Source organism: Comamonas sp. Z1, assembly GCF_008121555.1.
In the GTDB taxonomy this organism is placed as follows: Bacteria; Pseudomonadota; Gammaproteobacteria; order Burkholderiales; family Burkholderiaceae_C; genus Comamonas; species Comamonas thiooxydans.
Genome location: NZ_VOQT01000006.1, coordinates 238,022 through 262,167 on the forward strand (window position 1 = coordinate 238,022; position 24,146 = coordinate 262,167).

Genomic DNA, 24,146 nt, shown 5'->3' on the forward strand with positions numbered 1-24,146 from the left:
GACTCTTGCTTGCACCCCGGTGCAAGCGGCGAGCCATCGCTTCGAATTCATCCCGATTGCGCTCCAACGCGGCTGCGTAGAGATCGTAAATACGTTCTAAGAGCTCGGTACCCACCGAGCTTTTTTCATCTGGAGTTCTGCATGACCTCATTGTTCGAACCGATTGAAGCAGGCAGCCTGCGTCTGCCCAACCGCATTGCCATGGCACCGCTGACGCGCAACCGCGCCCCCGACGCGATACCCACGCCGCTGATGCAAACCTACTACGTCCAGCGCGCCTCTGCCGGTCTGCTGATCAGCGAAGGCACGGCCATCAGCCACCAGGGACAAGGCTATGCCGATGTGCCCGGTCTTTATGGCGAAGAGCAACTGCGGGCCTGGAAAAAAGTCACCGATGCCGTGCATGCCAAGGGTGGCCGCATCGTCACCCAGCTCTGGCATGTGGGTCGCATCTCCCACAACGTGCTGCAGCCAGACAGCCAGTCCCCGGTCGCGCCCTCCGCGCTGACGGCCCGCTCCAAGACCTATGTAATCGACAAGCAGACGGGGCAAGGCCAGTTCGTCGCCACCTCGGCACCGCGCGCACTCCGGCAGCAGGAGCTGCCGGGCATTGTTCACAGTTTCGCCACCGCCGCGCGCGAAGCCGTACAGTCGGCGGGCTTCGATGGCGTGGAGCGGCATGCAGCCAACGGCTATCTGCTCGATCAATTCCTCAAGACCGGCACCAACCAGCGCAGCGACGACTACGGCGGCAGCATCGAGAACCGCGCCCGTCTGGTGCTGGAATGCGTGCGCTCCGTGGCCGATGCCATCGGTGCCGGAAAGGTCGGCATCCGCATCTCTCCGGTCACGCCAGCCAATGACATCGTGGACGAAAACCCGCAGGTGCTGTTCGAATATCTGGTGCGCCAGCTCGCCCCGCTGGGCCTGTCCTATATCCATGTGATCGAAGGCGCAACAGGCGGTCCGCGCGAGCTGGCGGATCGTCCCTTCGACTACCAGGCACTCAAGCAGGCCTATCGCTCTGCAGGCGGCAAGGGAGCCTGGATGGTCAACAACGGCTATGATCGCCAGTTGGCCGCGCGCGCTGTGGAAAGCGGCTATGCCGATGTCGTGGCCTTCGGCAAGGCCTATATCTCCAACCCCGATCTGGTGCATCGTCTGCGCGACGATCTGCCGCTCAATGCCTGGAACAGCGAACGTTTCTACGGGGGCGGTGCCGATGGTTATACCGACTACCCGGCACTCGCCAGCCAGTAAGCACCGCCCATCCAGCTCCGGCCCTTTTCCGATCGCGCCGGCAGTCATTGGGAGGAAAACAAAAAGCCCGGTGCATCACTGCAATCGGGCTTTTTTCATGGAACGAGCCGCTCAGGGATGAGCCGCTCAAGGCTTATGCATGTTCCAGCAATTGCGCCTTCTGACCGGGCAAAGCGGTCTGAGCGGATGCAGGCACCGCCGGTGCCATGCCGGGATGAGCCGTGCCTCTGGGGCTGCGCATGACTGCATGCATCGCGCCGCCGGCCAGCTTGAACTGGCTGACCAGCTGTGCCAGTCGCGCCGCCTGCTCGCGCAGCGATTCTGCGGCGGCGGCAGACTCTTCCACCAGGGCCGCATTCTGCTGGGTCATGCGGTCGATATCACCCACGGCCTGATTGACCTGGCCGATGCCCAGCGACTGCTCGCTGGACGCCGCCGTAATCTCGCCGATGATGTCGCCCACGCGCTGCGCGCTGTCCACAGTCTCCTGCATGGCCTTGCCTGCGCTCTCCACCTGGCGCGCGCCCACGTCCACGGTCTGCACGCTGGTGTTGATCAACGATTTGATCTCGTTGGCGGCCTGGGCCGAACGCTGGGCAAGGCTGCGCACCTCGGCCGCCACCACGGCAAAACCACGGCCCTGCTCGCCGGCACGGGCCGCTTCCACAGCGGCATTCAGCGCCAGGATATTGGTCTGGAAAGCAATGGAATCAATCAGGCCGATGATGTCGCCGATCTTGCGGCTGGAGGCCGAAATCTCCTGCATGCTGTTGACGGCCTGGCCGACGATCTCGCCGCCCTGCACGGCCGTCGAAGAGGCCGAGGCTGCCAGCTGGTTGGCCAGCTGCGAAGACGATGCGGTCTGCTGCACTGTGGCCGTCAGCTGAGCCAGCGACGCGACGGTTTCCTGAAGATTGCTGGCAGTCTGTTCGGTGCGGGCCGACAGATCCTGATTGCCCGTGGCAATTTCCTGGCTGGCCGTGGCGATATTGCCGCTGGCATCGCGCACCTGGGCCACCGTGGTGCTCAGCGATTGCTGCATCTGGTCCAGCGCACGCTGCAGATCCGTCAGCTCATCCTTGCCGCTGACCTCGGCCCTGTGCGACAGATCGCCGCCGGCAATCGTCAGTGCCATCTGGCGGGCCACTTCAAGCGGACGGCAGATGGACAGCATGTTCAGCAAAGTCAGCGGAATCACCACCACCAGCGCCAGGATCACGGCCGCCACAAACATCCAGCGTGTCTGGTCGGCCACGTCGCGCTCGGCTGCGGCCAGTGCATTGGCCTGCTCACGCAACAAGTTGTCCAGCTGCGCCAGCAGCTTGTCGGCCTCCATGACTTCGGCCAGAGCCTTGCCGCTCATGCGGTTGGCCGTGGTGGCCGAGTCATAGCCACCGGCTTCAAGCTGGCGCGCAACAGGTTCGAAGAGCTTTCGATAAGCGTCGATGTGCCCAATGATGCTCTTGGTCAGCTGTGCGTCCTGCGCGTTCTGGTCGGTCACAAACTTGCCCAATGTCACCTTGGATTTGTCGATGAACATGACCCATTGCTGATAGGCCTTACGCACCTCTTCGGGCTTTTCGTACTGGATGACCATGTCCTTCTCGCTGGAACGGATGCCACCCAGCTCGGTGCGCAACTGCGCCATATGGCCCGATTTGACAAAGGCGTTGCTCAGAAACTCCTGACTCATGTCCTGGATGCGGAACATGCCCAACATCCCGGCGCCCCCCAGCAGACTCAGCAACACCATCACCACACCAATGGCGCCCAGCATGCGCGTGCGGATGGTGAAGCCCCGCATCATTTCCAACAGACTCATGAATCCCTCTCCACTTTGAACGACTGGCATTGTCGGGCCAGAACTTGCAAATTGTTTCAGATTGTCACCGACACCAAGAAAACCCGTGACTGCGATGCCCAAGCCATGGCGATCAGCAATATGACAAGTTCTTATCGGCAGTCTTTGCGGCTTATCAACCCTGCCGGCTTCATGTCTTGTCAAAGGCTTGACCTTGCCATGATGTTAGGGTTAACCATTCAAGACATGGAGTCCGCCAGTCCGGTCGACTCACTTTCTGAAGGAGCCATCCATGCAACAAGTTTTTGAAGTTCAAGGCATGACCTGCGGCCACTGCGAACGCGCCGTCACCAATGCCATCCAGGGCGTTGATGCCCAGGCGCAGATCAGGATCGACCGCGCCGCCAACCGAGTGGAAGTCGAAACCGGCGCCAGCCGCGAGGCCGTGGCAGCCGCCATTGCCGAAGAGGGCTACAAGGTAGCCTGAGCGCAGCCTCACCCACCGCGCCAGCACCTCACGCGAGCCACCAGAAGGCCGCTGGCGCGTTTTTTCAGGATCGTCCATGCCCAACCACCCATCGACACAAAAAATCGCTCAGAACTGGCCTGTCGTCATCGGCGAGGCTGCACGCCGCGCCGGGGTTTCTGCGCGCATGGTGCGTCACTACGAGTCACTGGGCCTGCTACCACCCGTGCACCGTACCGACAGCGGCTATCGCCAGTACACCGAAGCCGATGTGCATGCGCTGCGCTTCATCCGCCGCGGGCGCGATCTCGGATTTTCCATGGACGAGATCGCCACCCTGCTCGGCCTGTGGCAGGACCAGGGCCGCGCCAGCAGCCAGGTCAAGGCCATCGCGCAAAAGCACATCGCCACGCTGACCGAACGCATCGCCGCCATGCAGTCCATGCAGCGCACTCTGCAGACTCTGGTGCATTGCTGCCATGGAGATGACAGGCCGGACTGCCCCATCCTCGACGACCTGGCCAGCGCGGACACCGACCTGACGCCGGCTCATCACGAACCCAGGGCTCCCACTCCGAGAAGCCGACGCAGGACAGCAGCCTGAGGCGCCTCATGGGTTTCACGTGAAACCATCGCCACCCACGCAGGGCAGCGTCAACAACGAGACATGTTGCACTGCAGCAAATACTGCAGAATACTCTGTGCGATGAATGCGGTTGCTCTCATTCATCTTTTCAAATCATTCAAGCACAAGCATTGCCGACGCGATGCAGGAGACAAACCATGAGCACCAGAGACATCTTCGTTGTCAGCGCCGCGCGCACGGCCATCGGCACTTTTGGCGGCAGCCTCAAGGACGTTCCCAACGCCCAGCTGGCCACCACCGTGGTCAAGGCCGCCATTGCGCGTGCCGGCATCGCTGCCGACACCGTGGGTCATGTGGTGATGGGCAACGTCATCCCCACCGACACGCGCGACGCCTACCTGTCCCGCGTGGCGGCCGTGGACGCCGGCTGCTCCATCGAAACCCCGGCCTACAACGTCAACCGCCTGTGCGGCTCTGGCCTGCAGGCCATCGTCTCGGCCGCACAATCGATTGCGCTGGGCGACTGCGAAGTGGCGATCGGCGCCGGCTCCGAATCCATGAGCCGCGGCCCCTACTTCGACATGGCCGCGCGCTGGGGCGCACGCATGGGCGATGCCAAGAGCATCGACTACATGCTGGGCATCCTGCACGATCCCTGGCAAAAAATGCATATGGGCATCACTGCTGAAAACGTGGCCGAGCGCTACAAGATCAGCCGCGTGATGCAGGACGAGCTGGCCGTCATCAGCCAGCAGCGCGCTGCTGCCGCCATCGAGGCCGGCCGCTTCAAGGAGCAGATCGTTCCCGTGGAAATTGCCAGCCGCAAGGGCGTGGTGCTGTTCGACACCGACGAGCATGTGCGCGCCGCCACCACGCTGGACACCCTGGCCGGCATGAAGCCCGCGTTCAAGAAGGAAGGCGGCACGGTCACGGCCGGCAACGCCTCCGGCATCAACGACGGCGCAGCTGCCGTGCTGATGATGAGCGAGCAGGCCCTGAAGTCCTCCGGCGCCAAGCCCATTGCCCGCCTGGTCGGTTACGCCCACGCCGGCGTCGATCCCGCATACATGGGCATCGGCCCGGTCCCCGCCACGCAAAAGGTGCTGGCACGCACCGGCCTGAAGATCGAACAGATGGACGTGATCGAAGCCAACGAAGCCTTCGCCGCCCAGGCCTGCGCCGTGATCCAGGAGCTGGCTCTGGACCCTGCCAAGGTCAACCCCAACGGCTCCGGCATCTCGCTGGGTCACCCCGTGGGTGCTACCGGCGCCATCATCACCACCAAGGCGCTCTACGAGCTGCAGCGCACTGGCGGCCGCTATGCGCTGGTGACCATGTGCATCGGTGGCGGCCAGGGTATCGCCGCGATTTTCGAACGCGTCTGAAGCACATATTCCAGGCGTCTAATACGCCCATGAAAAAGGCCTGCCAGATCGCTCTGGCAGGCCTTTTTTGATAGCTTCTTGCGCTTGCTAGTGCTTGATTTCAGCATTAATAAATACTGAATTCATTGCCTGGAAAGCGCAGACAGCTACATCATCCATAGCGTCAAAACGGTGCCTCTTCCGGGGCCGTATCGGCGGGCGCCGTGGCCGGCCCGGTGACCGTCCCCTGGCTCCGCCCCTGTGCCAGACGCACGGGCAGGGTTTCTGCGGCAGGAGCCGACGACAGCGATGCAGGCAGGCCGTCGCCCAGGCCCGTGCGCCCTTCCCCGCCCAGCGCCTCGATCAGATCGGGAATCAGGCGCGAGAGCTCGCCCGTGGCAATCGCCACATCGGTATCGAAACCGCCGTCATCCTGGCTGTTGCCGTCCATCACTGCGTCAAGCAACGCGATCTTCTTGATCTGCAGACCTTCGCTGAGCACAAAGCTCACGCGGTCATCCCAGGTCATGGCCAGCTTGGTCGGCAGCTTGCCATGCTCGATGTGCTGGCGCACCTCGTCGATATCGAGCGGGTGGCGCGCATAACGCACCACGGCCTTGGACTCATCGGCGGCCTTGAGCTCGCACTCGCGGTCTATGGAAAAACCTGCGGGCGGCTCCTGCGTCATCAGCCAGTGCGCCATGGCGGCCTGCGGACTGGTCTGCGTATCCAGCAGCGCCACCGCAAATCCCGGCAGGCCTTCGACCAGCAGCGTCACGATCTCGTCGGCACGGCCTTGTGCACTGGTATCGAGCACCAGCGTGCGCGCCTGCGCATCGATCCAGACCCACATGGCTCCCTGCTTGGTGAAGGCCATAGGCAGCAGGTCCAGCTTGGCCTCGTCCTTGAGCTCTTTCTTCTCCTTCTTGCCGGGCTTGCGGCCCTCGGTCTTTTCGATGTGCTCGGCCTTCTCGTTGACCTTGCGGTTGAGCACGCTGGCCGGCAGCATCTTGGACTCGCTCATGAAGCGCATCACCCACTGGCCGGCCACGCTTTCCGCCAGCGGGCCATGCGGCTCGCCGCGCGGCGGCACCCAGCCCACGGAACGCTCCTGGGTCGCGCCGCACTCCTCAAACACCGTCTTTTGCAGCGCATCTTCGAGCTGCTGCAGATCGCCCTGCCAGCTCTCGGCAATGCGATAAACAATCATGTTCTTGAACATCAAAAACCTTTGCTAAATCTTCAATCGTCGCCAGCTCCTGCAGCTGGATCTCGCGGAAAAAAATCGGCCGCCAATGCAGCCCATGCATGCATTGTTGCGCAGTCGCAGCCACTCAAACTTATCAAATCTTTACAGAGCGGCTGCAAAACCTCACGTCTCAGAAACATGGGGGGTCCACACTTCAGTCATCCGCTACCGAATGCCCATTCAGGAGCAAGACCAGGCGGCCACTTCTTCCACTTCAACCGAAAAGGAAACAGACATGACCCGCTTTCGCCAGACACTGACCGGCGCCGCTGTGGCAACCGCCCTGCTCGCCTCGCTGAGCCTGCCCAGCTTTGCCCAGACTACTCCCCCCGCTGAGCAGCCTGCTGCAGCTCAAAAAGCACCCGAGCCGCACAAGCACCAGCGTGGTGACAAGCGCGGCGACCGCATGGAGCATATGAAGCAGCGCATGGAAAAACTCAAGGCCGATCTGAAGCTGACGCCTGCGCAGCAAGCTGCCTGGACCACCTACACGCAAGCCATGAAACCCGGTGAGCGCCCTGCCCCCGGCGACCGCGAAGCCTTTGCCAAGCTGACCACGCCCGAGCGCATCGACAAGATGCGTGAAATGCGCGGCAAGCGCATGGCGGAAATGGACCGCCGTGCCGAAGCCACCAAGGCCTTCTACGCCCAGCTCAATGCCGAGCAGAAAAAGACCTTCGATGCAGCCACCCTGCACATGCATCACCAGCGCGGTGAGCATCATCATGGGCACCATGGCGGCAAACCCGGCCAGGAGCGTCCCGCAGCTCCGGCCCCTGCGGCAAAGTAAGCCGAGCTCAATCGCCTTCTCCATAAAAGCCCCCGGTCGTCATGACCGGGGGCTTTTTTCATTTCGATATCAATTGGCTGACTACCAACGCAAGCGCTTGCCGACAGAACATTTATTCACAAGCTTCTAGATTCATATCCACAGAGGGAGCGAAATCAAGGCATTGTCGTAGTATCGATATCGCGACCAGATTCCAAGCATTTAGATGGCAATTGACATGAAAAAACTGCAATTAGCAACAAATCTTGTAGTCCCCATGCTGATCGGCCTGGCAAGCCCCATGCTTCATGCACAGCCTGTGCAATCCTCGAGCAGCGCCCTCTATCTGCAATACGGCTCGGCGGAGCACAGCACCGACAGCTGGACAGGCGGCGTCATCCTCCCCTGGAACTGGAGCTACGCCCTTGGCTCGGGTCGGATGACGGGTTACTGGGATCTCTCTGTCAGCCGCTGGTCGGCCGACTATCAGGGCGGCAATCGTTCAACCTGGGTTCTGGGAGCACAACCTACATTGCGCTGGCGCCCCTCTCAAGGCCAGTCTCCCTGGTTTCTGCAAGCCGGCCTGGGCTTGAGCTATGCCATCAACCACCGCTTCATCACCGATCACAAGGAATTTTCGACCCGCTACAACTTTGCCAGCCATATAGGCATCGGCTACCTGTTTGGCGAGCAACTGAAAAACGAGATCAGCCTGCGCTTCGAGCACCAGTCCAATGCAGGCATCAAGCGCCCCAATCCGGGAGAGAACTTTCTTCAGCTGCGATACGCACGCCACTTCTGAATTTCCGAGCCAGCGCTATCCGCATCGACCAGGCCGCCCAACGGGCGGCTTTTTTCATGGTTTGCAGCAGTCGCACGACCTGTGAATAAACATGGTGATAAAAGACATGGAAATTTTCTGTTTTCCACAGCCATGCTGGCTTCTGAAAAGTTGTTCCCAAATCAAGGACATCGGTAGCCCATGTCAGGCCACAGACTTTTATAAAACGTAAGTTATTGATTTTTAATGATCAAAAACACTTATCAACAATTAAGTGGACCACTTACTATTACTACTAAGTAAAAAGATAAGACTAGAAATAACAACTTTGGTCGAAGTTTACACAGCAATCGGACATGGACTGAATAAAAAAAGAGGTCGATCAGGTCGGCTTCAAGAAGTTCTTGCTACATCACACCCTCGATATCCGATGTGCTCAAGCATGGCTTCATCAGTTGTTCACTATAAAAATAGTAGCTAAAAACTCATATATATCAATGGATACAGAGTGTTTATTGACAATCAACGAGTAAATGAATTTCTGTGGATAACAACCTATCAACTTTCATGTTTTCCACAAAAATATGGAAGAAGCCAAAGTTGTTCATGAATCAAGGACAGCAGCAACCGTCATTTGTCTCCATGTTTGTCATCACACAAGATGCTTGATTTACCTTGAGTTTTAGAAGTTATCAACAGCAGGTGCCAAGTCTTACTACTACGACTATATTTTTATAAAACTTCTAAAGAACAACTGAAGGTGAAGCCGCTGGAAAGAGTCAGACCCATGCAGAATTGCGGCTGATCAGGTGCTCCAATCCCTTTGATTCAGAGGGAAGTCCAGAAAAAAAGGGCTTTGGGAAAATTGACGCGTCAGATCTCGAAAAATTGGCGTAAGATGCGCCTCCTCAATGATTGGAGGTGGGGATAAATTCCTGGCCAAGAGTCTTTGAAGCGACTGTTATCCACAGAATGTTATGAACAGCTGGGGGAAACTGGCCAGAATTGCGTGCAATCGATATCAGCCATGATTGCGCCCTGCTCATTCAAAAAAATTCAATGATCTATAGATCATTGTTTTTAAAGAACTTTTCGCTTTTCGCTTGTCGGTGAAGCAAGACCCGACCCAGATGTGGCAAGCGCTGGGAAAGTGCGGCTGCCGCCAACACCGACAGGGCTGGAATCCGGAGTTGCTCAACAACCATGGGGGTCTGCAGCGCACCTGCCCGGCTGCGCCGCTTCGGGCAAGACCTTGCGGGTTGCCAGTCCTGCAAGACGGATGCCGTCTCGCATTGCCCGGCAACTGTTAGAAAAATTACAACTGCGCGGAGTGCGCCGGGACTGAGCGAAAGTGCGCAGGAAGGGCGCTGCAGCAGTGCAGAAAAGAGCCATGCTGCGAAGGCCTGGAGCGCTGAAAACCTGCCTCAGGAATGGCGCAAAAGAGCAGCGAAACGGCCTTGGATCAGCAGTGTGAAAGGCGCGCTTCGCTCAGGACGTCAAGGCATTGAAACAGGGCGCCGTTGCAGCGTGAAGGGCGGCAGGCCCTTGATGAGCAATTGGCCGTAGCTGGTGCCCGTCAGGCGGCGGTCATAGCAGTACACATGGGCCTGGTCTTCCTCGGTCCGGATGGCACGGCCTACCCACTGGGCCAGGCGAATGGCCGTGGCCGGCACCACCAGCTCGTTGAAGGGGTTGCGGCCGCTGCTGCGCAGCCATTCGGCTCTTGCCTCGCCAACAGGGTCATCGGGCGGAGCAAAGGGCAGCTTGGTGATGAACAGGGACTCGCAGAGCGCTCCGGGCAGGTCCAGTCCTTCGCCAAAGGACTGCATGCCGAAGATGATGGAGGGCTCGCCCATCGCCACGGCCTCACGATGGCGTGCCAGCAGAGTCTGGCGGGGCAGGGCGGTCTGCACCAGCACCTGGTTGCGCATGCTGGTGGAAAGCGCGTCCACGGCCTGGCGCATCTGCTCGCGGGATGTGAACAGGACCAGTGCGCCGGCCTCTATGCGGCTCAGATCGTTCAACAGGGCCTCGACCATCTCCTCGGTAAAGCGGGCGGCTTCGCGCGGGTCTGAGGCCGTTTCACGGGCCACCAGCGTGCCCTGGCGCGCATAGTCGAATGGGCTGGGCACTTCCAGCGTGGTGACAGAGGCGTCATTGGTCAGCCCCGCTTCGCGCAGAAAGAAGTCGAAGTGGCCGCAGCTGGTCAGCGTGGCGGATGTCAGCACCGCACCGCGTACCTGCGACCACAGGTGCTGGCGCAGGGTGGAGCCGGGCTGTATGGGGCTGGCATGGGCCTTGACCACGATGAACTCGCCGTCCATCTCCAGCGTGAACCACTTGGCATGGGGCACCATCTTGCCGTCGCCATCGCTCTCGTTGTTCTGCAGCAGCAATTGCGTGGTGTTGAAGATGGCTTCCAGCCTGGGCGCCAGGGCGCCAACCTGCGCATAGACGGTGGACAGGCGCTGTGCTTCCTCGGGTTGTTCCTTGATTTCGGCACGCAGGGCCTTGGAGACGGCACGCAGCGCATCCAGAAAGCCGTCGGCATGGTGCGCAATCTGTCCCAGAGGCTCCAGAAGGGCCTCAGGCAGCATTCCGCGGGGTGCCCGTACCCTGGCTGGCCCATAGCTGTCTTTCTGCGATTTGAGCGTCTCTCCGTAGTGCTCCATGACCAGTCGCGCCAGCTCCTGCATCTGCTGGCGCAGCTGACCCGCATGCTTGGGCACGTCGGCCAGTTCCTCGACTTCTGCGACCTGGTTCACGCGCAGCGCACGGCTGGCCAGCTTGTCGATCCAGCCCAGACGGCTCAGATCCATCTCGCCGGCAAACTGGTCCAGAGCCGTAGAGGGCAGGTGGTGGGCTTCATCGAGCACCAGCAGACAGTTGTCCAGCTCGGGCAGCAGCTTGGAGCCCAGCGATGAAAGCAGCAAATCATGATTGGCGACAATGACTTGCGCTGCCACCAGGTCTTTGCGGCGCTCGTAATAGACGCAGTTGCCGAAGGCCGGGCAGTGCTTTCCGGTGCATGAAGAGGACTCGGCTGCCACGGGGCTCCAGGCCTCGGCCTCAGGCGGGGTCTCCAGCGAGTCGCGGTCACCGTTCCAGGCCTGCGTGGCCAGCGCATCGGCCATGGATTTGTAGAACTGCATGCGGGCCTGCAGTTCATGCTGAGGACGGCTGAACTTGGTCTGGCCCTGCTCATCGCCAAACAGATCGTCCATCTCGTCCTGTGCTTCCCCCGTACTCGCCAGACGCTCCAGCTTGAGTTTGCAGACAAAGCGGCCACGTCCCTTGGCCAGGGCGAATTTGAAAGGTTGGTCCAGCTTTTGCGCCAGGGCCGGCAAATCCTTGTTCACCAGCTGTTCCTGCAGCGCCACCGTGGCTGTGGATATCAGCACGCGCGTGCCGCGCGACAGCGCCATGCGAATGGCCGGAATGCTGTAGGCCAGCGATTTTCCGACCCCGGTTCCCGCTTGCACGACAGCGATGGCACGACGTGGTTCCGGCTCGCCTTCGTCGATTTTTCCGAGTTGGGCCTGGCTCAGCGTTTGCGCGATCTGGGACGCCATTTTTCGCTGTCCATCACGACTGCGAAATCCCGGCATGGCCCCGACCACGGCATCAAAGGAATTCAGGGCCTCTTCAGCCCACTTTTTTTCATGCATTTCAGCGTTTTTTGAGACGCAAAGACGCTGTGCTTTGGCGTTTTATAAGTATTCGTACAGAGATATGTATCAAATAAGATTGAATTTCTTATGCAATACGGCATACAAATCAGGGGAGTTTGTATGTTCTACAGCTGTATCCGAGGAAGTCGGCGGGTAGAACTTTTCCACTGCTTGTATATGACTTGTTCATTGTAGTTGTGGATTCCGCCGGGTGCAGTTACCAAGAAACTTATCCACAGAAAAAGCTGAAGATCGGCCTGTACATATCCTGGAGACAACCATGTATCAATCCCTGTGGATATGGTTGTTAAATTTTTATGAATAAAAAGATTTTTCTAGATTCTGGTTTTTCTGTAATTTTTCAGAAATGGCATGGTTTTCAAGTGCTGTGGGTAAGGTTGTTCATGGCTTTCTTCGCTCTTGCAGGTGGTGAACTAGCAAATTTATCCACAAGTATGGTGAAGGCCATGGCGCGCAGCTGGGGGCGGAAGATTACTCACCGGCAATGCTCGTCTCGCTGCTTTGTATGCAAGAGCGCCGGTTTCTGTTGAAATCTGGGTGCGAAGGAGGAAGAGGGCGAAAGCTATCCACCGCGTGGATAACTTCAAAGCTCATCTTTTGATAGTAGATATCCATTGACGATCAATCGATTGATCGTGTTTTCCCTGAAATTTGGGGACAAGGCATGGTTCGGCCTTTGACCGTGAAGTTGTGATACTTTTGGTACTCATGTATGAAAAAATACATGAGAAATGCCTGTTTTTTGAGCAAATTGCAGAGGGTATGCGTGAGTTGCCTGAAAAACGGGCAATTCATCAAGTCTGCAGGCTGATTTCCCTGTTCAGCCCTGGCCCGGCTGCTCTCTGGTCGTTCTCGTGCCTGTGTTCGGTCTTACCAAACCGTAATGCGTGTGTCATCCACGCAGCTGGGGGCTGTTCCTAGCATGGTGGCATCACTGCAAGTGAAGCCGCGGACCAGCTCGTCACTTGCCAGTCATGGAAAAGGGTGAACGATGAACAAAAGCCTTGTGGGACTGCCGGGAGCGGCACATTTACCAAACTGGACATGGGCAAGACTGCCGGTGGTGGCTGCGGCCATTGCCGTGGCGGGTCTGTTGGGTGGCTGTGATGCCTCCAAGGCCACCGAGGAAGCGAAGAAACCGGTTGCGCAGCTGCCCAAAGGCTTTATTCAGGTCAAGCCGGAATCCGTGAAGATGCTGGAGATCGCGCCTGTGGCCGATCCGCAAGGGGTGCAGATGGCCTGGGCCCCTGCGCATGTGGCGTTTGTCGAGGATCGTGTGGCTTCGGTCGCAGTGCCGCTGTCGGCGCGTGTCGTGGCTGTCAATGCGCATGTGGGCGATATGGTCAAGGCCGGTGATTTGCTGGCGACGCTGGTCAGCCCCGATGCACTGCGCACCCGCTATGACGTGGCTGCGGCCAAGACTGCACACGACGTGGCTGTGGTGGAAGCCCAGCGCCAGCAGACCATGGTGGACAAAGGCGTGGGTGTGGAAGTCGACCTGCGTGCCGCGCAGGCCAAGCTGCGTGAAACCTCGCAGGAGTTGGGCCGTGCACAGGGCACGGCAGCGCTGCTGGGCTCCGGTGGCGGCGATCGGATCGAGCTGCGCGCACCGCGCGCCGGCATTGTGGCCGAGCGCAAGGCCGTGGTGGGGACTGCTGCTGAGCCCGGAGCGGCGCTGTTCATGATTGGCGACCCCCAGGCCATGAATGTGGTCGCAGAGGTGTTCGAGTCCGATCTGCCTGGCATTCGTCTGGGCAGTTCCGTACAGGTCGAGGTACCGCAGCTGCCCAAGCCGATCAAGGGCACGGTCCGTCATCTGGGGGCCACCCTGGACAAGGAGTCGCGCCGCGCTGCCGTGGTGGTGGAGCTGAGCGAACAGAACCCGGTGCTGCGTCCCGGCATGCAGGCCAAGGTGGGCGTGCAGTTGTCGAATCTGCAGGAGATGCTGATTCCCGTCACTGCCGTGCTCATCAAGGATGAGAGCCGCAGCGTGGTCTATGTACAGCATGAGAACAACCAGTTCGAAGCGCGCGTAGTGACGCTGGGGCGTCCATCGCGCGGCATGGTGCCGGTGATCAGCGGCCTCAAGGTCGGTGAGAAGATCGTGGTGCGTGGTGGCCTGCTGCTCGACGGCGCGGCCAGTCAGCTGCTGTAGTCCCGGCAGGAGTCTGAACCATGCTGCGTTCATTTATTGCATTTGTCGTCCATCGCCGACTGCTGGCGCTGTGCGCCACGCTGGCGATTGCCATCTATGGCGTCTACGCCTATCTGCAGACGGCCATCGAAGCCTACCCTGACGTGACCAATGTGCAGGTCGGCGTGATCACCCAGGCTCCTGGCCTGGCTCCTGAAGAGGTGGAGCGCCAGATCACCCAGCCGCTGGAGCGCGAGCTCAACGGCACGCCGGGTCTGATATCGCTGCGCTCGGAGAGCTATTTCGGTCTCTCCATGATCAACCTGGTCTTCAACGACGACGCGAAAAGCTTCACTGCGCGCGCCGAGGTTTCGCAGCGCCTGCCGCAGGCAGATCTGCCCAACGGCGTGACGCCTGAAATGGCGCCCGACTACACACCGCTGGGCAAGATTTTCTACTATCGCCTGCAAAGCGACAGGCACACGCTGGCGCAGCTGCGCACCGAGCAGGAATGGCATGTGGTGCGCGTGCTCAAGCAGGTGCAGGGCGTGGCCGACGTGGTGAGCATTGGCGGCTTCGTCAAGGAGTTCCACGTTGAAGTGGACCCCGAGAAGCTCTACAGCCTGGGCCTGTCGCTGGACGATGTGAGCGATGCACTTTCCAAGTCCAACCGCAACGTCGGCGGTGGTCTGATGCGCCGCGGCGAACAGTCCTTCATCATTCGCGGTATCGGCCTGTTGCGCAATCCGCAGGAGATTCAGGATGTGGTCGTTGCCATGCGTGGCAAGGCTCCCGTGACCATCGGTGACGTGGCGCGTGTCGCGCAGTCGCATACGCCGCGTCAGGGCTCGGTGGGCATGGACGACCAGAACGATGTGGTGCAGGGCATTGTGCTGCTCAAGCGCGGCGCCAACCCTTCCATCGTGCTCGATGACATTCATGCCAAGGTCGATGAGCTCAACAGTGGCGGCCTGCCTGAAGGCATGCACATGGTCACCAACTATGACCGCTCCGATCTGGTGGGCCATACGCTCAAGACCGTGCAGCACAACCTGCTGTTCGGGGCCACGCTGATCGTGGCCGTGCTGTGGCTGTTCCTGCGCAGCCTGCGTGGCTCGCTGATCGTGGCCACCGTGATTCCGCTGTCGCTGCTGGTCGCCTTCATCGGCCTGCACTGGCTGGGCATGCCCGCCAATCTGATCTCCATGGGAGCCATCGACTTCGGCATCATGGTGGACGGTGCCGTGGTGCTGGCCGAGAACATCATCCGCAATGCACGCCAGCGAAAGCCGCAGACGGCGAACGACATGCGCCACATCATTGTGGATTCGGCCGTTGCTGTGGCCAAGCCCACGCTGTTCGCCATGGCCATCGTGATTGCGGCGCTGATTCCCGTGTTCTCGCTGCAGAGCATCGAAGGCCGCATCTTCCGTCCGCTGGCCATGACCTACAGCTTTGCCCTGCTGGGTGCGCTGGTGTTTGCCATGGGGCTGGTGCCTGCGCTGTGCGCCCTGATGCTCAAGCCCAAGCATGTGATGGTGGAAGAGCCCAAGATCTTCGACCGTGCGCATCATGGCTACCAGCACTGGATCGCCAAGGTGCTGGGCGCCGCCAAGCGCCGCACGGCCGTGATTGCCGTGTTCGTGAGCGTGCTGGTGGTGGCCGGGGTTTCAGCCAAATGGCTGGGCACCGAGTTCCTGCCCGAGCTCGATGAGGGCGATGCCTATGTGCTGGTACAGATGCCTGCCTCCATCTCGCTGGAAAAAGGCCAGGAAGTGCTGCGCGATGTGCGTCTGCGTCTCAAGGTGTTCCCCGAGGTGATCACCGTTACCACGGAGCAGGGACGCCCCGAATCGGGAACCGACAACGAGACGCTCAATCTGGCCAAGGTGCTGGTGCGCCTCAAGCCTCATGGCGATTGGCGCAAGGGCTTGACCAAGCCCGCGCTGATAGAGGAAATGCGTGCGACGCTGGGTGAAATTCCCGGTGTGGCCTTCAACTTTGCGCAGCCCATTCGCGACAGCGTGGAAGAGTCCACATCGGGCGCGCGTGGCCAGGTGGTACTCAAGCTGTTTGGCCCCGATATTCCCACCCTGCGCGGCATTCTTCAGCAGACCAAGTCTCTGGTGAAAGGCATCGACGGAGTGGTTGACCTGGATCTGTATCGCGATGCTCCGGCACCGCAGGTGCATGTGCAGTTCGATCGCCAGGCGTTGGCACGCCAGGGCATCGCCATGGAAGACGCGCAAAAGACGCTGGAAGTGGCCCTGGCAGGCAATGTGGCCACCACTCTGTGGGAGGGTGAATTCCCCGTACCGGTGCGCGTGCGTCTGCCCTATGTGGACCGCATGGACGAGGAACGCATTCGCAACATCGCCATACCGCTGCCCGATGGTGGTTCGGTCCCCCTGGGATCGGTAGGTACGGTCAGCATGAAGATCGGCAACTCCTCCATCTTCCGCGAAGGCAATGCGCGCTATATGGCGCTCAAGTTCAACGTGGAAGGCCGCGATATCGGCTCGGTAGTGAAGGACACGCTGGCCACCTTCAAGCAGAACGTGAAGCTGCCCGAAGGCTACCAGGCCGTCTGGGGCGGCGAGTGGGAGAACCAGCAGCGTGCGGCTGCACGCCTGAAGGTGGTGGTGCCGCTGTCTCTGGTCATCGTCTATGCCCTGCTGTTCGGTGCGCTGGGCCAGGCCCGCAGCGCCGGCATCATCCTGCTGTGCGCGCCGTTCGCCATGGTGGGCGGCATCGCAGCCTTGCATCTGGCACACATCGAGCTGTCCATCAGCGCGGCCATCGGCTTTATCGCCTTGCTGGGTCAGGTGGCCTTGGCGGGCTTGCTGGTGGTCTCTGCGGTCGAGGATTTGCGCCGCCAGGGCATGCCCTTGATGCAGGCGCTGATCGAAGGTGCAGCCGAGCGCATGCGCTCCATCATTCTGGTGGCGCTGCTGGCGCTGCTGGGCCTGCTGCCCATGGCTCTGTCTACCGGCGTGGGTAGCGAAACCCAGCGCCCCTTTGCCTCGGTCATCGTTGGCGGCATGGTGGTGCTGCCACTGGTGGCGCTGGTGCTGCTGCCCGTGCTGTATGCCTTGCTGGGCCCCAAGAACATGTTGACGCAGGAAGAACGTGATGAAAGCGCTCAAGATGAATAAGTGGCACTCTCTGGCCATGGCCGCAGCACTGTGCTGCGGCGCTTTCAGCGGCACAGGCCATGCTGCCGAGGCTATGGATGCAGCCGCACAGAGCAATGCTGCAGCGGGCCGTCTGGCGGCCCCTGCACAGCCTGTGACCCTGCAGGAATATCTGCGCATCGTCGTGCAGAACCAGCCCAATCTGGCGGCAGATCGCATGCAGCTGGATCTGGCAAAGGCAGACAGCAAAACGGCTGCCACCATACCCAATCCCGCCATGCACTACTCCAGCAAGCGCGGAGAAAAGGAATGGGGTGTGGAGCAGGCCATTCCCATTTTCGGCCAGCGCGGCATGCGCATCGAGAACGCCAGGCTGGGCGAGAAGGCCGCCGCGGCCAATGCCGATGTCGCAGTCGCCGTCACCATGAGCGATGCAGCCCATGCCTTCAATGAGCTGCTGGTGGCCCAGCAGCGCTATCAGGTGTGGTTGGCTGCCCGTGATGAGCTGGAGAAGGCCGGCAACATCGTCAAGGGCCAGATCGAAGCAGGCACGCGCAGCCGCTATGACGGCGCGCGCCTTAACCTGCAACAGGCCCAGATGAGCATGCAGGTCAGCAAGGCTCAGGCCGCCTTGCGGGATGCCGCATCACGCGTGGCCAGCATTGCGGCCTTGCCGCAATGGCAGGTGCGTGTGGAAGGCAGCCTGCAGGCCACTGACATTCGCAAGGCAGCCAGCTACGAGCAGCTGTGGAACCAGGCGCAGACCCAGTTGCCGAGTCTGCGTGCCGCGCAGGCCGAGCTCGACAGGTCGCGCCAGAAAATCAAGCTGGAGCAGCGTGAAGCATTGCCCACGCCATCCTTTGGTCTGGCCCGCATTCGCAACAGCGTGGATGGCAGTTTCAACCAGGTGGGCGTGAGCGTGGAGATCCCGCTTTTCGACCGCCGCCAGGGCCCCATCGAGCGCGCCAAGGTCGAGGCCGATCAGGCCGAGCTGCGCCGCGATGCGGCTGTGCTTGCCGCCCAGTCCGAGCTGCAGCGCGCCCTGCAGCAACTGTCGCTGCGCCGCACTGCCGTGCGCGACTACGAGAAGGAAGGGCTGGCGCAGATTGCGCCGCTGCACCAGATGGCACAAGACGCCTACAAGCTGGGCAAGGGCACGATTCTGGAGCTGATCGATGCACTGGGCTCGATCACCGAGCACAGGCTGGAGCATCTGGAGCTGGTCAAGGACATGCTGGATGCGGAGTGGGAAGTGCGTCTGGCCAGCGGCGATCTGCCACAGGTGCAGCCTTGAGCGAGGCGAGGGAGATGGCACAAACCCCTGTACCACCTCCTGATGCCGCTGCGTCTTCGGCTGCGAAGGTGGAGGCAACGGCTTATAGTGTCTGTCCACCAACGGCCAGAGACAGACTCAGCATGTACCGCTACCTCATCATCGAAGACGATGCGCTCAACGCGCGTTACATCGCTGAAGGGTTGCGCCAGCAAGGCGCGCATGTCAGCGTCTGCGGTGACGGCGTGCAAGGTATTGCACAGGCCGTTGGCGAGAACTGGGATGTCATCATCCTCGACCGCATGTTGCCCAATGGCTTTGACGGGCTGCAGATTCTGCAGACACTGCGCTCCATGGGAAAACAGACGCCGGTGCTGGTGCTCAGTGCCTTGTCTGCCACGGACGAGAGAGTGCGCGGACTCAAGGCCGGCTGCGATGACTATCTGACCAAGCCCTTTGCATTTTCCGAGCTATCGGCAAGGCTCGAAGCCCTGGTGCGCCGCGCCCAGATCCCGGCTCCCACGCGCGAGATGCAGGTGGCCGATCTGCGCGTCAACCTGATTTCGCGCAGCGCCGAGCGCGCCGGCCAGCCGCTGTCGTTGCAGCCGCGCGAGTTCCGTCTGCTGGCGTTCCTCATGCAGCACGCGCACCAGATCGTCACGCGCACCATGCTGCTGGAGTCGGTCTGGGATTACCGCTTCGATCCGCAGACCAATGTGATCGACGTGCACATCAGCCGCCTGCGCAGCAAGGTGGACAAAGGCTTTGCCACGCCTCTCATCCATACCGTGCGCGGTGTGGGCTACAGCCTTTCGGACCAGCCGCAAGACCTGCCCGAGGTGGTCTGATGATGCGCTCCAGACCCTGGAGTTCGCTGGCCTTCAGGCTGGCTCTCAGCTATGGTGGCCTCCTGGTTCTGACCATGGCCATTGTGCTGGCCGTCTTCTATGTGCAGACCGTGGGCGTGGTGCGGGTTAGGCTCGACAAGCAGGCCGAAAACCATGTGCGCAGACTGACCGAGCACTCAGCCAAATACGGCCCTGGAGCACTGGAAAGCGAGATATTGCAGACCATTCGTGACGGTGTGAATACCGACACGGAAATCCTCATTCTCATGAACCCGCAGGGCGAGACCATTGTCAGCAATGCCGAGGTCTATCCTCCGCGCAAGCTCAGCATCATGGGCGTGCGCGAGCTGACCGTGAAGCGCAACGGGCGGCTGATGGTGGGTCGGGTTGCCGTGGTCGAAATGCCCAATGGCAATCTGCTGGCCGTAGGCAGCGACATGCAGCTGCAGCGCGACATGGAGGAGCTGTTCGGTCAGGCCAGCTTGCTGGCGGCCGTTGCAGCCTGCATCATGGCCCTGATAGGTGCCATGGTCTTCAGGCGTGTGGTGGATGAGCGCGCGGCAGCCATTCGCAACACCATGTCGCGCGTTGCAGCGGGCGATTTGCGCCAGCGCATTCCGGTCGATCAGCGCGGTGATGAATTCACGCTGCTCAACCGCGATATCAACTCCATGCTCGATCGGCTCGAGCAGTTGATGGAAGGCATACGTCATGTCTCCAACAGCATTGCGCACAATCTCAGAACGCCGCTGACGCGCATCCTGCTGCGCCTGCGCAACGCGCAGCAGGCCAGCCCCGAAATGCAGTCCGCCACGCTGGCGCTGGTGGCCGAAGAAGTCGCTGAACTCGGTGTGGTGTTCGAGAAGCTTTTGCAGATTGCCGAAGTGGAAAGCGGAGCCAGCCGCAAGAGCTTTGCGCCGGTTGACCTGCAGGCCTTGCTGGTCGATGTGGTGGACTTCTACGAGCCGCTGGTGGAAGACGCCGGCGGCATTCTCAGGCTGGATGTGCAGCAAGGTGTGCAGGCCCTGGGCGATGGTGACTTGTTGGCCAGCGCCGTCTCCAATCTTGTCGATAATGCTATCAAATACGGAGCGTCATCCGATGATGTTCATGGCGCTGACGTGCTGCTGCGTGCGGCCCCGGCGCAGGAGCAGGGCGGCGATGGCGCATGGGGGGTGGAGATCACCGTGCAGGACCAGGGACCGGGCGCAGATCCTCAGACCCTGGAGAAAATGACCACCCGTTTCTATCGCGCAGAATCGGATCGTCCAGGCTACGGACTGGGCCTGGCCAGCGTGCTGGCCATTGTCCAGCTGCATGGCGGCAAGCTCAGTTTTCACAACGCCAATCCGGGCATGGTGGCGCGCATCTGGCTGCCTGCCGTGGCCGATGTCTGAAGCGCTGCCCAGAAGCTTTCAGATCTGCGAAAGCGCCTTGTTGCCGTAGGCGCAGAACCCCGGTTTGGGCCCCTTCTTGGGATGCAATCTGCAGGTCTCCGGGCGTTTTTCATAGACCGTGCAACGGCGCGTGTTCTTGTCCAGAAAATTGCAGTCTCCGCCTGCCCGGCGGGCCATGGTGAAGATCTCGTGCTTGGGGTTGAAGTGGTCGATCAGGCGCATCTTCAGCAGCCGCTTGGCGATCAGCTTGGGCTCGATGTTTTCGACCTCGAACGGGTCCACCAGCTCCAGGCGTACCAGATCCGGCAGGCGTACCTCCAGCGGCATGGTGCAGCAATTGGCTGCGCAGCTGTCGCACATGCCGGCCTTGTACTTGCTCCAGGTTTCCAGGCGGTCGACGTCAACAATGCGGATGGAGGATTTCATTTCGGGTGGGGCACTTCTGGGAGAAGCGCGATGCTGCCATGAGATGTCGATGTCTGCCTTGCGTCATTGCTATGAGCAGACCCGGCTCATGGGATTGAGCCGGCTGCGCAGCAGCCTACACTGCACAGGCATATCACCATCCACGGGAGAACGATTTTGGCAAGCCAAACCACGCTTTACTACGCAGCTGGCACCTGCGCGCAGGCCGTACTGATTGCGCTTTATGAGGCCGATGCCCAGTTCACGCTCAAGACGCTGAGCTTTGCCGACAACGAGCAGCGCAGCCCAGAATACCTGAGCATCAATCCCAAGGGCAGGGTGCCCGCGCTGGTCACGGAACGCGGCGTGCTGACAGAGACTCCCGCGCTGCTGCTGTATGTGGCGCAGACCCATCCGCAGGCAAGGCTGGCGCCGCTCCATGATCCCTTCGCGCTGGCGCAGATGCAGGAGTTCAATGCTTATCTGGCATCGACCGCGCACATCGCTCACGCCCACCGTCCGCGCGCCTCGCGCTGGGCCGACGACGAGGCCGCCCAGGCCGCCATGCGCGCCAAGGTGCCGCAGAACATGCGCGAATGCTTTGCCATGATCGAGCAGCACTATCTGGGCAACAAGACCTGGGTGATGGGCGAGCAGTTCACGGTGGCCGACGGCTATCTCTACACCGTGGCCGGCTGGCTCAAGGGAGACGGCGTGGACATCGCCGAATTCCCGCGCGTGGCAGCCCATTACGAGCGCGTGAAGGCCAGGGCTTCGGTGCAGAGGCTGCCATAAAAAAGGCCAGCTTACGCTGGCTTTTTCTTTGGGTTTTGCAACCAGGGCAAAAATGTAGGTGCTTTGACCAAAAGGAATTTCATCCTTTTTTGAATCAATGAGTCGCTAACTTTTTAGCCCTGAATTAAGCTCGTGCCGGAATAAAAATCCTGTTGAAGCAGGCAGTTGGCTGTGAGCTCAGATGCTGGTTTAGTGTTCTATTGACGGTAAACCAAACGGCTCTGCAGAACCCGGGAGATTAACCAGTCTTCAACGGCCTCTGCGCTCAGCTTTTTTACGAGAGAGTGTCTAGGGTTTATTCAATTGCAACTTTGCCCTCTTTCACAAGCTTCGAGAACTTCTGGGTTTCTTCACCAATCTGTTTGGCCATCTGTTCTGGTGTGTTGCCGATGGGGTCAGCACCAATCTCCTCCATCTTCTGACGAAACTCCGGTGAGTGGATGATTTTGACCATCTCGGTATTCAGCTTGGTCACCACGTCCTTGGGTGTCGCTGCAGGTGCCAGAACACCAAACCACGTGCCCAGGTTAAACCCCTTCAGACCAGCTTCGTCCAAAGTTGGCACATCTGGAAGCGCTGGTGAGCGTTTGTCCGTGGTGATAGCCAAAGCGGTCAGCTTGCCCGCCTTGATGTGGGGAAGCACCGGCGTGATGGTGTCGAATGACATCGAAATTTGCCCACCGAGCAAATCGGTTGCCAACGGGCCGCTGCCCTTGTAGGGCACATGCAGAATCTGCGCCCCGGTCATATTCCCGAACTGGGTGCCAATCAGGTGCTGCGCAGTACCGTTTCCGTTGGAGCCGTAGCTCAGCTTACCGGGCTGTGCTTTCGCTAACGCCACGAGCTCAGCCACATTCTTTGCAGGAACGCGGGGATTAACAGCCAAGACATTGGGAACCATCGCGATAACCGTGATGGGGGCGAAGTCCTTCTGGAAATCGTAGGTAAGCTTCGGGTAGACACTTGTCGCAATCGTGTGATGTACCGCACCAATTAGCAGCGTGTAGCCGTCGGCCTTGGACTTGGCGACCATGCTTGCACCCAGAGTGGCTCCTACACCAGGCCTGTTGTCGACGATGACCGGCTGGCCCCAACTGCGAGAGAGGCGTTCACCAAGCGTACGTGCCAGCACATCGGTGGTTCCGCCGGCCGGGAACGGCACGATGAGGGTGATGGGCTTGCTCGGGAAGCTCTGCGCGATGGCTCCAGTGCTGGAAAGTACTGCTGCCACGGCAATAGCCGGCAAGAACTTGATGCGGAAGGTACGCTTGTTGCTCATGCTTGTCTCCTATTTACTTATGAAACAGACTCTATGGCCCGTTGGGGGAAGAACTCGTCGCCTGGGTGAATGCATGGTTAACTCAGATTCAACAGTGGCAGCAAGTCTGGGTAGGCAATCACAATGGGTGACATACCGAAATACGAACGCTGACTACCTAAGCTGTCGAATGGATGAGCGCCCAGCGAAGGTGACAGCGGCTCCGAGCTCGCTCTCGATGAGTAGCAGGCGGTTGTACTTGGCCATGCGGTCTGACCGGCACAGAGACCCCGTCTTGATTTGGGTTGCGGCCGTACAGACGCTCAAATCCGCGATGGTGGTGTCTTCCGTCTCTCCAGAGCGGTGTGAGACCACGGACTCAAAGCCGGCACGCTCCGCCATGTCGATAGCAGCCAGCGTTTCGGTCAGGGTGCCAATCTGGTTTGGCTTGATGAGGATGGCGTTCGCCGCGCCGCGCTCAATCCCCTGACGCAGAATCTCTGTGTTCGTGACGAATAGGTCATCGCCAACCAGTTGCACCTTTTTTCCAAGCTTGGCTGTCAGTAGCTCCCAACCTGTCCAGTCACCCTCCGCCATACCGTCTTCAATGGTGACGATGGGATAGCTGTCCACCCAATGGCTGAGGAAATCTGCGAATTGCGCCGAGCTGAACTGCTTACCCTCTGATGCCAGCTTGTAGACGCCCGAGGAGAAAAATTCCGAGCTGGCAACATCAAGGCCCAAGGCAATGTCGTTGCCTGCCTTGAAGCCTGCCAGGCCGATAGCCTCCAGGATGATTTCAATCGCTGTTGATTTCCACCCAGAAGTGACCCACTAGCCCCCGGTTTTTCCATCTCAATCTGACCCACGCATTAACCCTAGCCTGCTGCTTTCTTGTGCAGCAGGAGACCAGGAGTGATTGACGTGGCTACTT

At 60.1% G+C, this 24,146-nt stretch carries 18 protein-coding genes and 1 pseudogene; 13 read left to right on the top strand and 6 right to left on the bottom strand.

Annotation, left to right across the window (positions count from 1 at the left end):
* The first annotated feature begins 141 nt into the window (after positions 1–141).
* The gene (locus FSY45_RS13885; protein WP_046461763.1) at positions 142–1,260 is read left to right on the top strand and encodes an alkene reductase; all 1,119 of its coding nucleotides are present in this window, start codon (positions 142–144) and stop codon (positions 1,258–1,260) included.
* A gap of 133 nt (positions 1,261–1,393) precedes the next feature.
* Here the strand turns inward: FSY45_RS13885 and FSY45_RS13890 are convergent, their stop codons facing one another.
* Positions 1,394–3,082, bottom strand: coding sequence for a methyl-accepting chemotaxis protein (locus tag FSY45_RS13890; protein ID WP_046461764.1), 1,689 nt, complete (start codon positions 3,080–3,082; stop codon positions 1,394–1,396).
* A 51-nt stretch (positions 3,083–3,133) separates the two neighbouring features.
* Between FSY45_RS13890 and FSY45_RS13895 the strand changes: the two genes are divergently transcribed.
* From FSY45_RS13895 to FSY45_RS13910, 4 genes are all read left to right on the top strand, one after another.
* Complete coding sequence (locus FSY45_RS13895; protein ID WP_046461765.1) at positions 3,134–3,370, top strand: hypothetical protein; 237 nt, start codon at positions 3,134–3,136, stop codon at positions 3,368–3,370.
* On the top strand, positions 3,354–3,548 hold the full coding sequence (locus tag FSY45_RS13900) for a heavy-metal-associated domain-containing protein (protein ID WP_003065297.1): 195 nt from the start codon (positions 3,354–3,356) through the stop codon (positions 3,546–3,548). Before FSY45_RS13895 ends, FSY45_RS13900 begins: the two co-directional genes overlap by 17 nt.
* A 76-nt stretch (positions 3,549–3,624) precedes the next feature.
* On the top strand, positions 3,625–4,131 hold the full coding sequence (gene cueR, locus FSY45_RS13905) for a Cu(I)-responsive transcriptional regulator (RefSeq protein WP_046461766.1): 507 nt from the start codon (positions 3,625–3,627) through the stop codon (positions 4,129–4,131).
* Between the two features lie 179 nt (positions 4,132–4,310).
* Positions 4,311–5,498 (top strand): acetyl-CoA C-acyltransferase family protein, encoded by a 1,188-nt coding sequence (locus tag FSY45_RS13910; RefSeq protein WP_046461767.1) that lies wholly within the window; start codon positions 4,311–4,313, stop codon positions 5,496–5,498.
* A gap of 163 nt (positions 5,499–5,661) precedes the next feature.
* Here FSY45_RS13910 and FSY45_RS13915 read toward each other — a convergent pair whose 3' ends face one another.
* Positions 5,662–6,699, bottom strand: a complete 1,038-nt coding sequence (locus FSY45_RS13915) for a recombination-associated protein RdgC (protein WP_046461768.1) — start codon at positions 6,697–6,699, stop codon at positions 5,662–5,664.
* Between the two features lie 262 nt (positions 6,700–6,961).
* Here FSY45_RS13915 and FSY45_RS13920 point away from each other — a divergent pair, with 262 nt between their 5' ends.
* Entirely contained in the window at positions 6,962–7,516 is a 555-nt protein-coding gene (locus FSY45_RS13920; RefSeq protein ID WP_003065306.1) for a Spy/CpxP family protein refolding chaperone, read from the top strand.
* 217 nt (positions 7,517–7,733) lie between these two features.
* Positions 7,734–8,297 carry an acyloxyacyl hydrolase gene (locus FSY45_RS13925; RefSeq protein ID WP_046461769.1) on the top strand — a complete coding sequence of 188 codons (564 nt, stop codon included), beginning with the start codon at positions 7,734–7,736 and terminating at the stop codon, positions 8,295–8,297.
* 1,475 nt (positions 8,298–9,772) lie between these two features.
* Here FSY45_RS13925 and dinG read toward each other — a convergent pair.
* On the bottom strand, positions 9,773–11,944 hold the full coding sequence (dinG, locus tag FSY45_RS13930; protein WP_080944468.1) for an ATP-dependent DNA helicase DinG: 2,172 nt from the start codon (positions 11,942–11,944) through the stop codon (positions 9,773–9,775).
* 1,015 nt (positions 11,945–12,959) lie between these two features.
* On the opposite strand from dinG, the gene FSY45_RS13935 reads away from it, so the two are divergent.
* The 5 genes from FSY45_RS13935 to FSY45_RS13955 all read left to right on the top strand — a co-directional run bounded on the left by FSY45_RS13935 (position 12,960) and on the right by FSY45_RS13955 (position 20,754).
* Positions 12,960–14,123, top strand: a complete 1,164-nt coding sequence (locus FSY45_RS13935; RefSeq protein WP_034347924.1) for an efflux RND transporter periplasmic adaptor subunit — start codon at positions 12,960–12,962, stop codon at positions 14,121–14,123.
* Positions 14,124–14,143: 20 nt separating this feature from the next.
* On the top strand, positions 14,144–17,257 hold the full coding sequence (locus FSY45_RS13940) for an efflux RND transporter permease subunit (RefSeq protein WP_012836546.1): 3,114 nt from the start codon (positions 14,144–14,146) through the stop codon (positions 17,255–17,257).
* Positions 17,235–18,530 carry a TolC family protein gene (locus tag FSY45_RS13945; protein WP_041744392.1) on the top strand — a complete coding sequence of 432 codons (1,296 nt, stop codon included), beginning with the start codon at positions 17,235–17,237 and terminating at the stop codon, positions 18,528–18,530. The genes FSY45_RS13940 and FSY45_RS13945 overlap by 23 nt, the downstream gene beginning before the upstream one ends.
* 122 nt (positions 18,531–18,652) lie before the next feature.
* On the top strand, positions 18,653–19,357 hold the full coding sequence (locus FSY45_RS13950) for a response regulator transcription factor (protein WP_003065317.1): 705 nt from the start codon (positions 18,653–18,655) through the stop codon (positions 19,355–19,357).
* Positions 19,357–20,754, top strand: coding sequence for a HAMP domain-containing sensor histidine kinase (locus FSY45_RS13955; RefSeq protein ID WP_046461770.1), 1,398 nt, complete (start codon positions 19,357–19,359; stop codon positions 20,752–20,754). Before FSY45_RS13950 ends, FSY45_RS13955 begins: the two co-directional genes overlap by 1 nt.
* Before the next feature lie 18 nt (positions 20,755–20,772).
* Here FSY45_RS13955 and FSY45_RS13960 read toward each other — a convergent pair whose 3' ends face one another.
* Positions 20,773–21,180 carry a YkgJ family cysteine cluster protein gene (locus FSY45_RS13960; protein WP_003065319.1) on the bottom strand — a complete coding sequence of 136 codons (408 nt, stop codon included), beginning with the start codon at positions 21,178–21,180 and terminating at the stop codon, positions 20,773–20,775.
* 156 nt (positions 21,181–21,336) lie between these two features.
* Between FSY45_RS13960 and FSY45_RS13965 the strand changes: the two genes are divergently transcribed.
* Entirely contained in the window at positions 21,337–21,954 is a 618-nt protein-coding gene (locus FSY45_RS13965; protein WP_046461771.1) for a glutathione S-transferase family protein, read from the top strand.
* Positions 21,955–22,249: 295 nt separating this feature from the next.
* Here the strand turns inward: FSY45_RS13965 and FSY45_RS13970 are convergent, their stop codons facing one another.
* Both FSY45_RS13970 and eno read right to left on the bottom strand, forming a co-directional pair.
* Positions 22,250–23,233 carry a tripartite tricarboxylate transporter substrate binding protein gene (locus FSY45_RS13970; RefSeq protein ID WP_046461772.1) on the bottom strand — a complete coding sequence of 328 codons (984 nt, stop codon included), beginning with the start codon at positions 23,231–23,233 and terminating at the stop codon, positions 22,250–22,252.
* A 153-nt stretch (positions 23,234–23,386) separates the two neighbouring features.
* A pseudogene (gene eno, locus FSY45_RS13975) lies at positions 23,387–24,019 on the bottom strand (phosphopyruvate hydratase); the annotation flags it as partial.
* Positions 24,020–24,146: the final 127 nt, after the last annotated feature.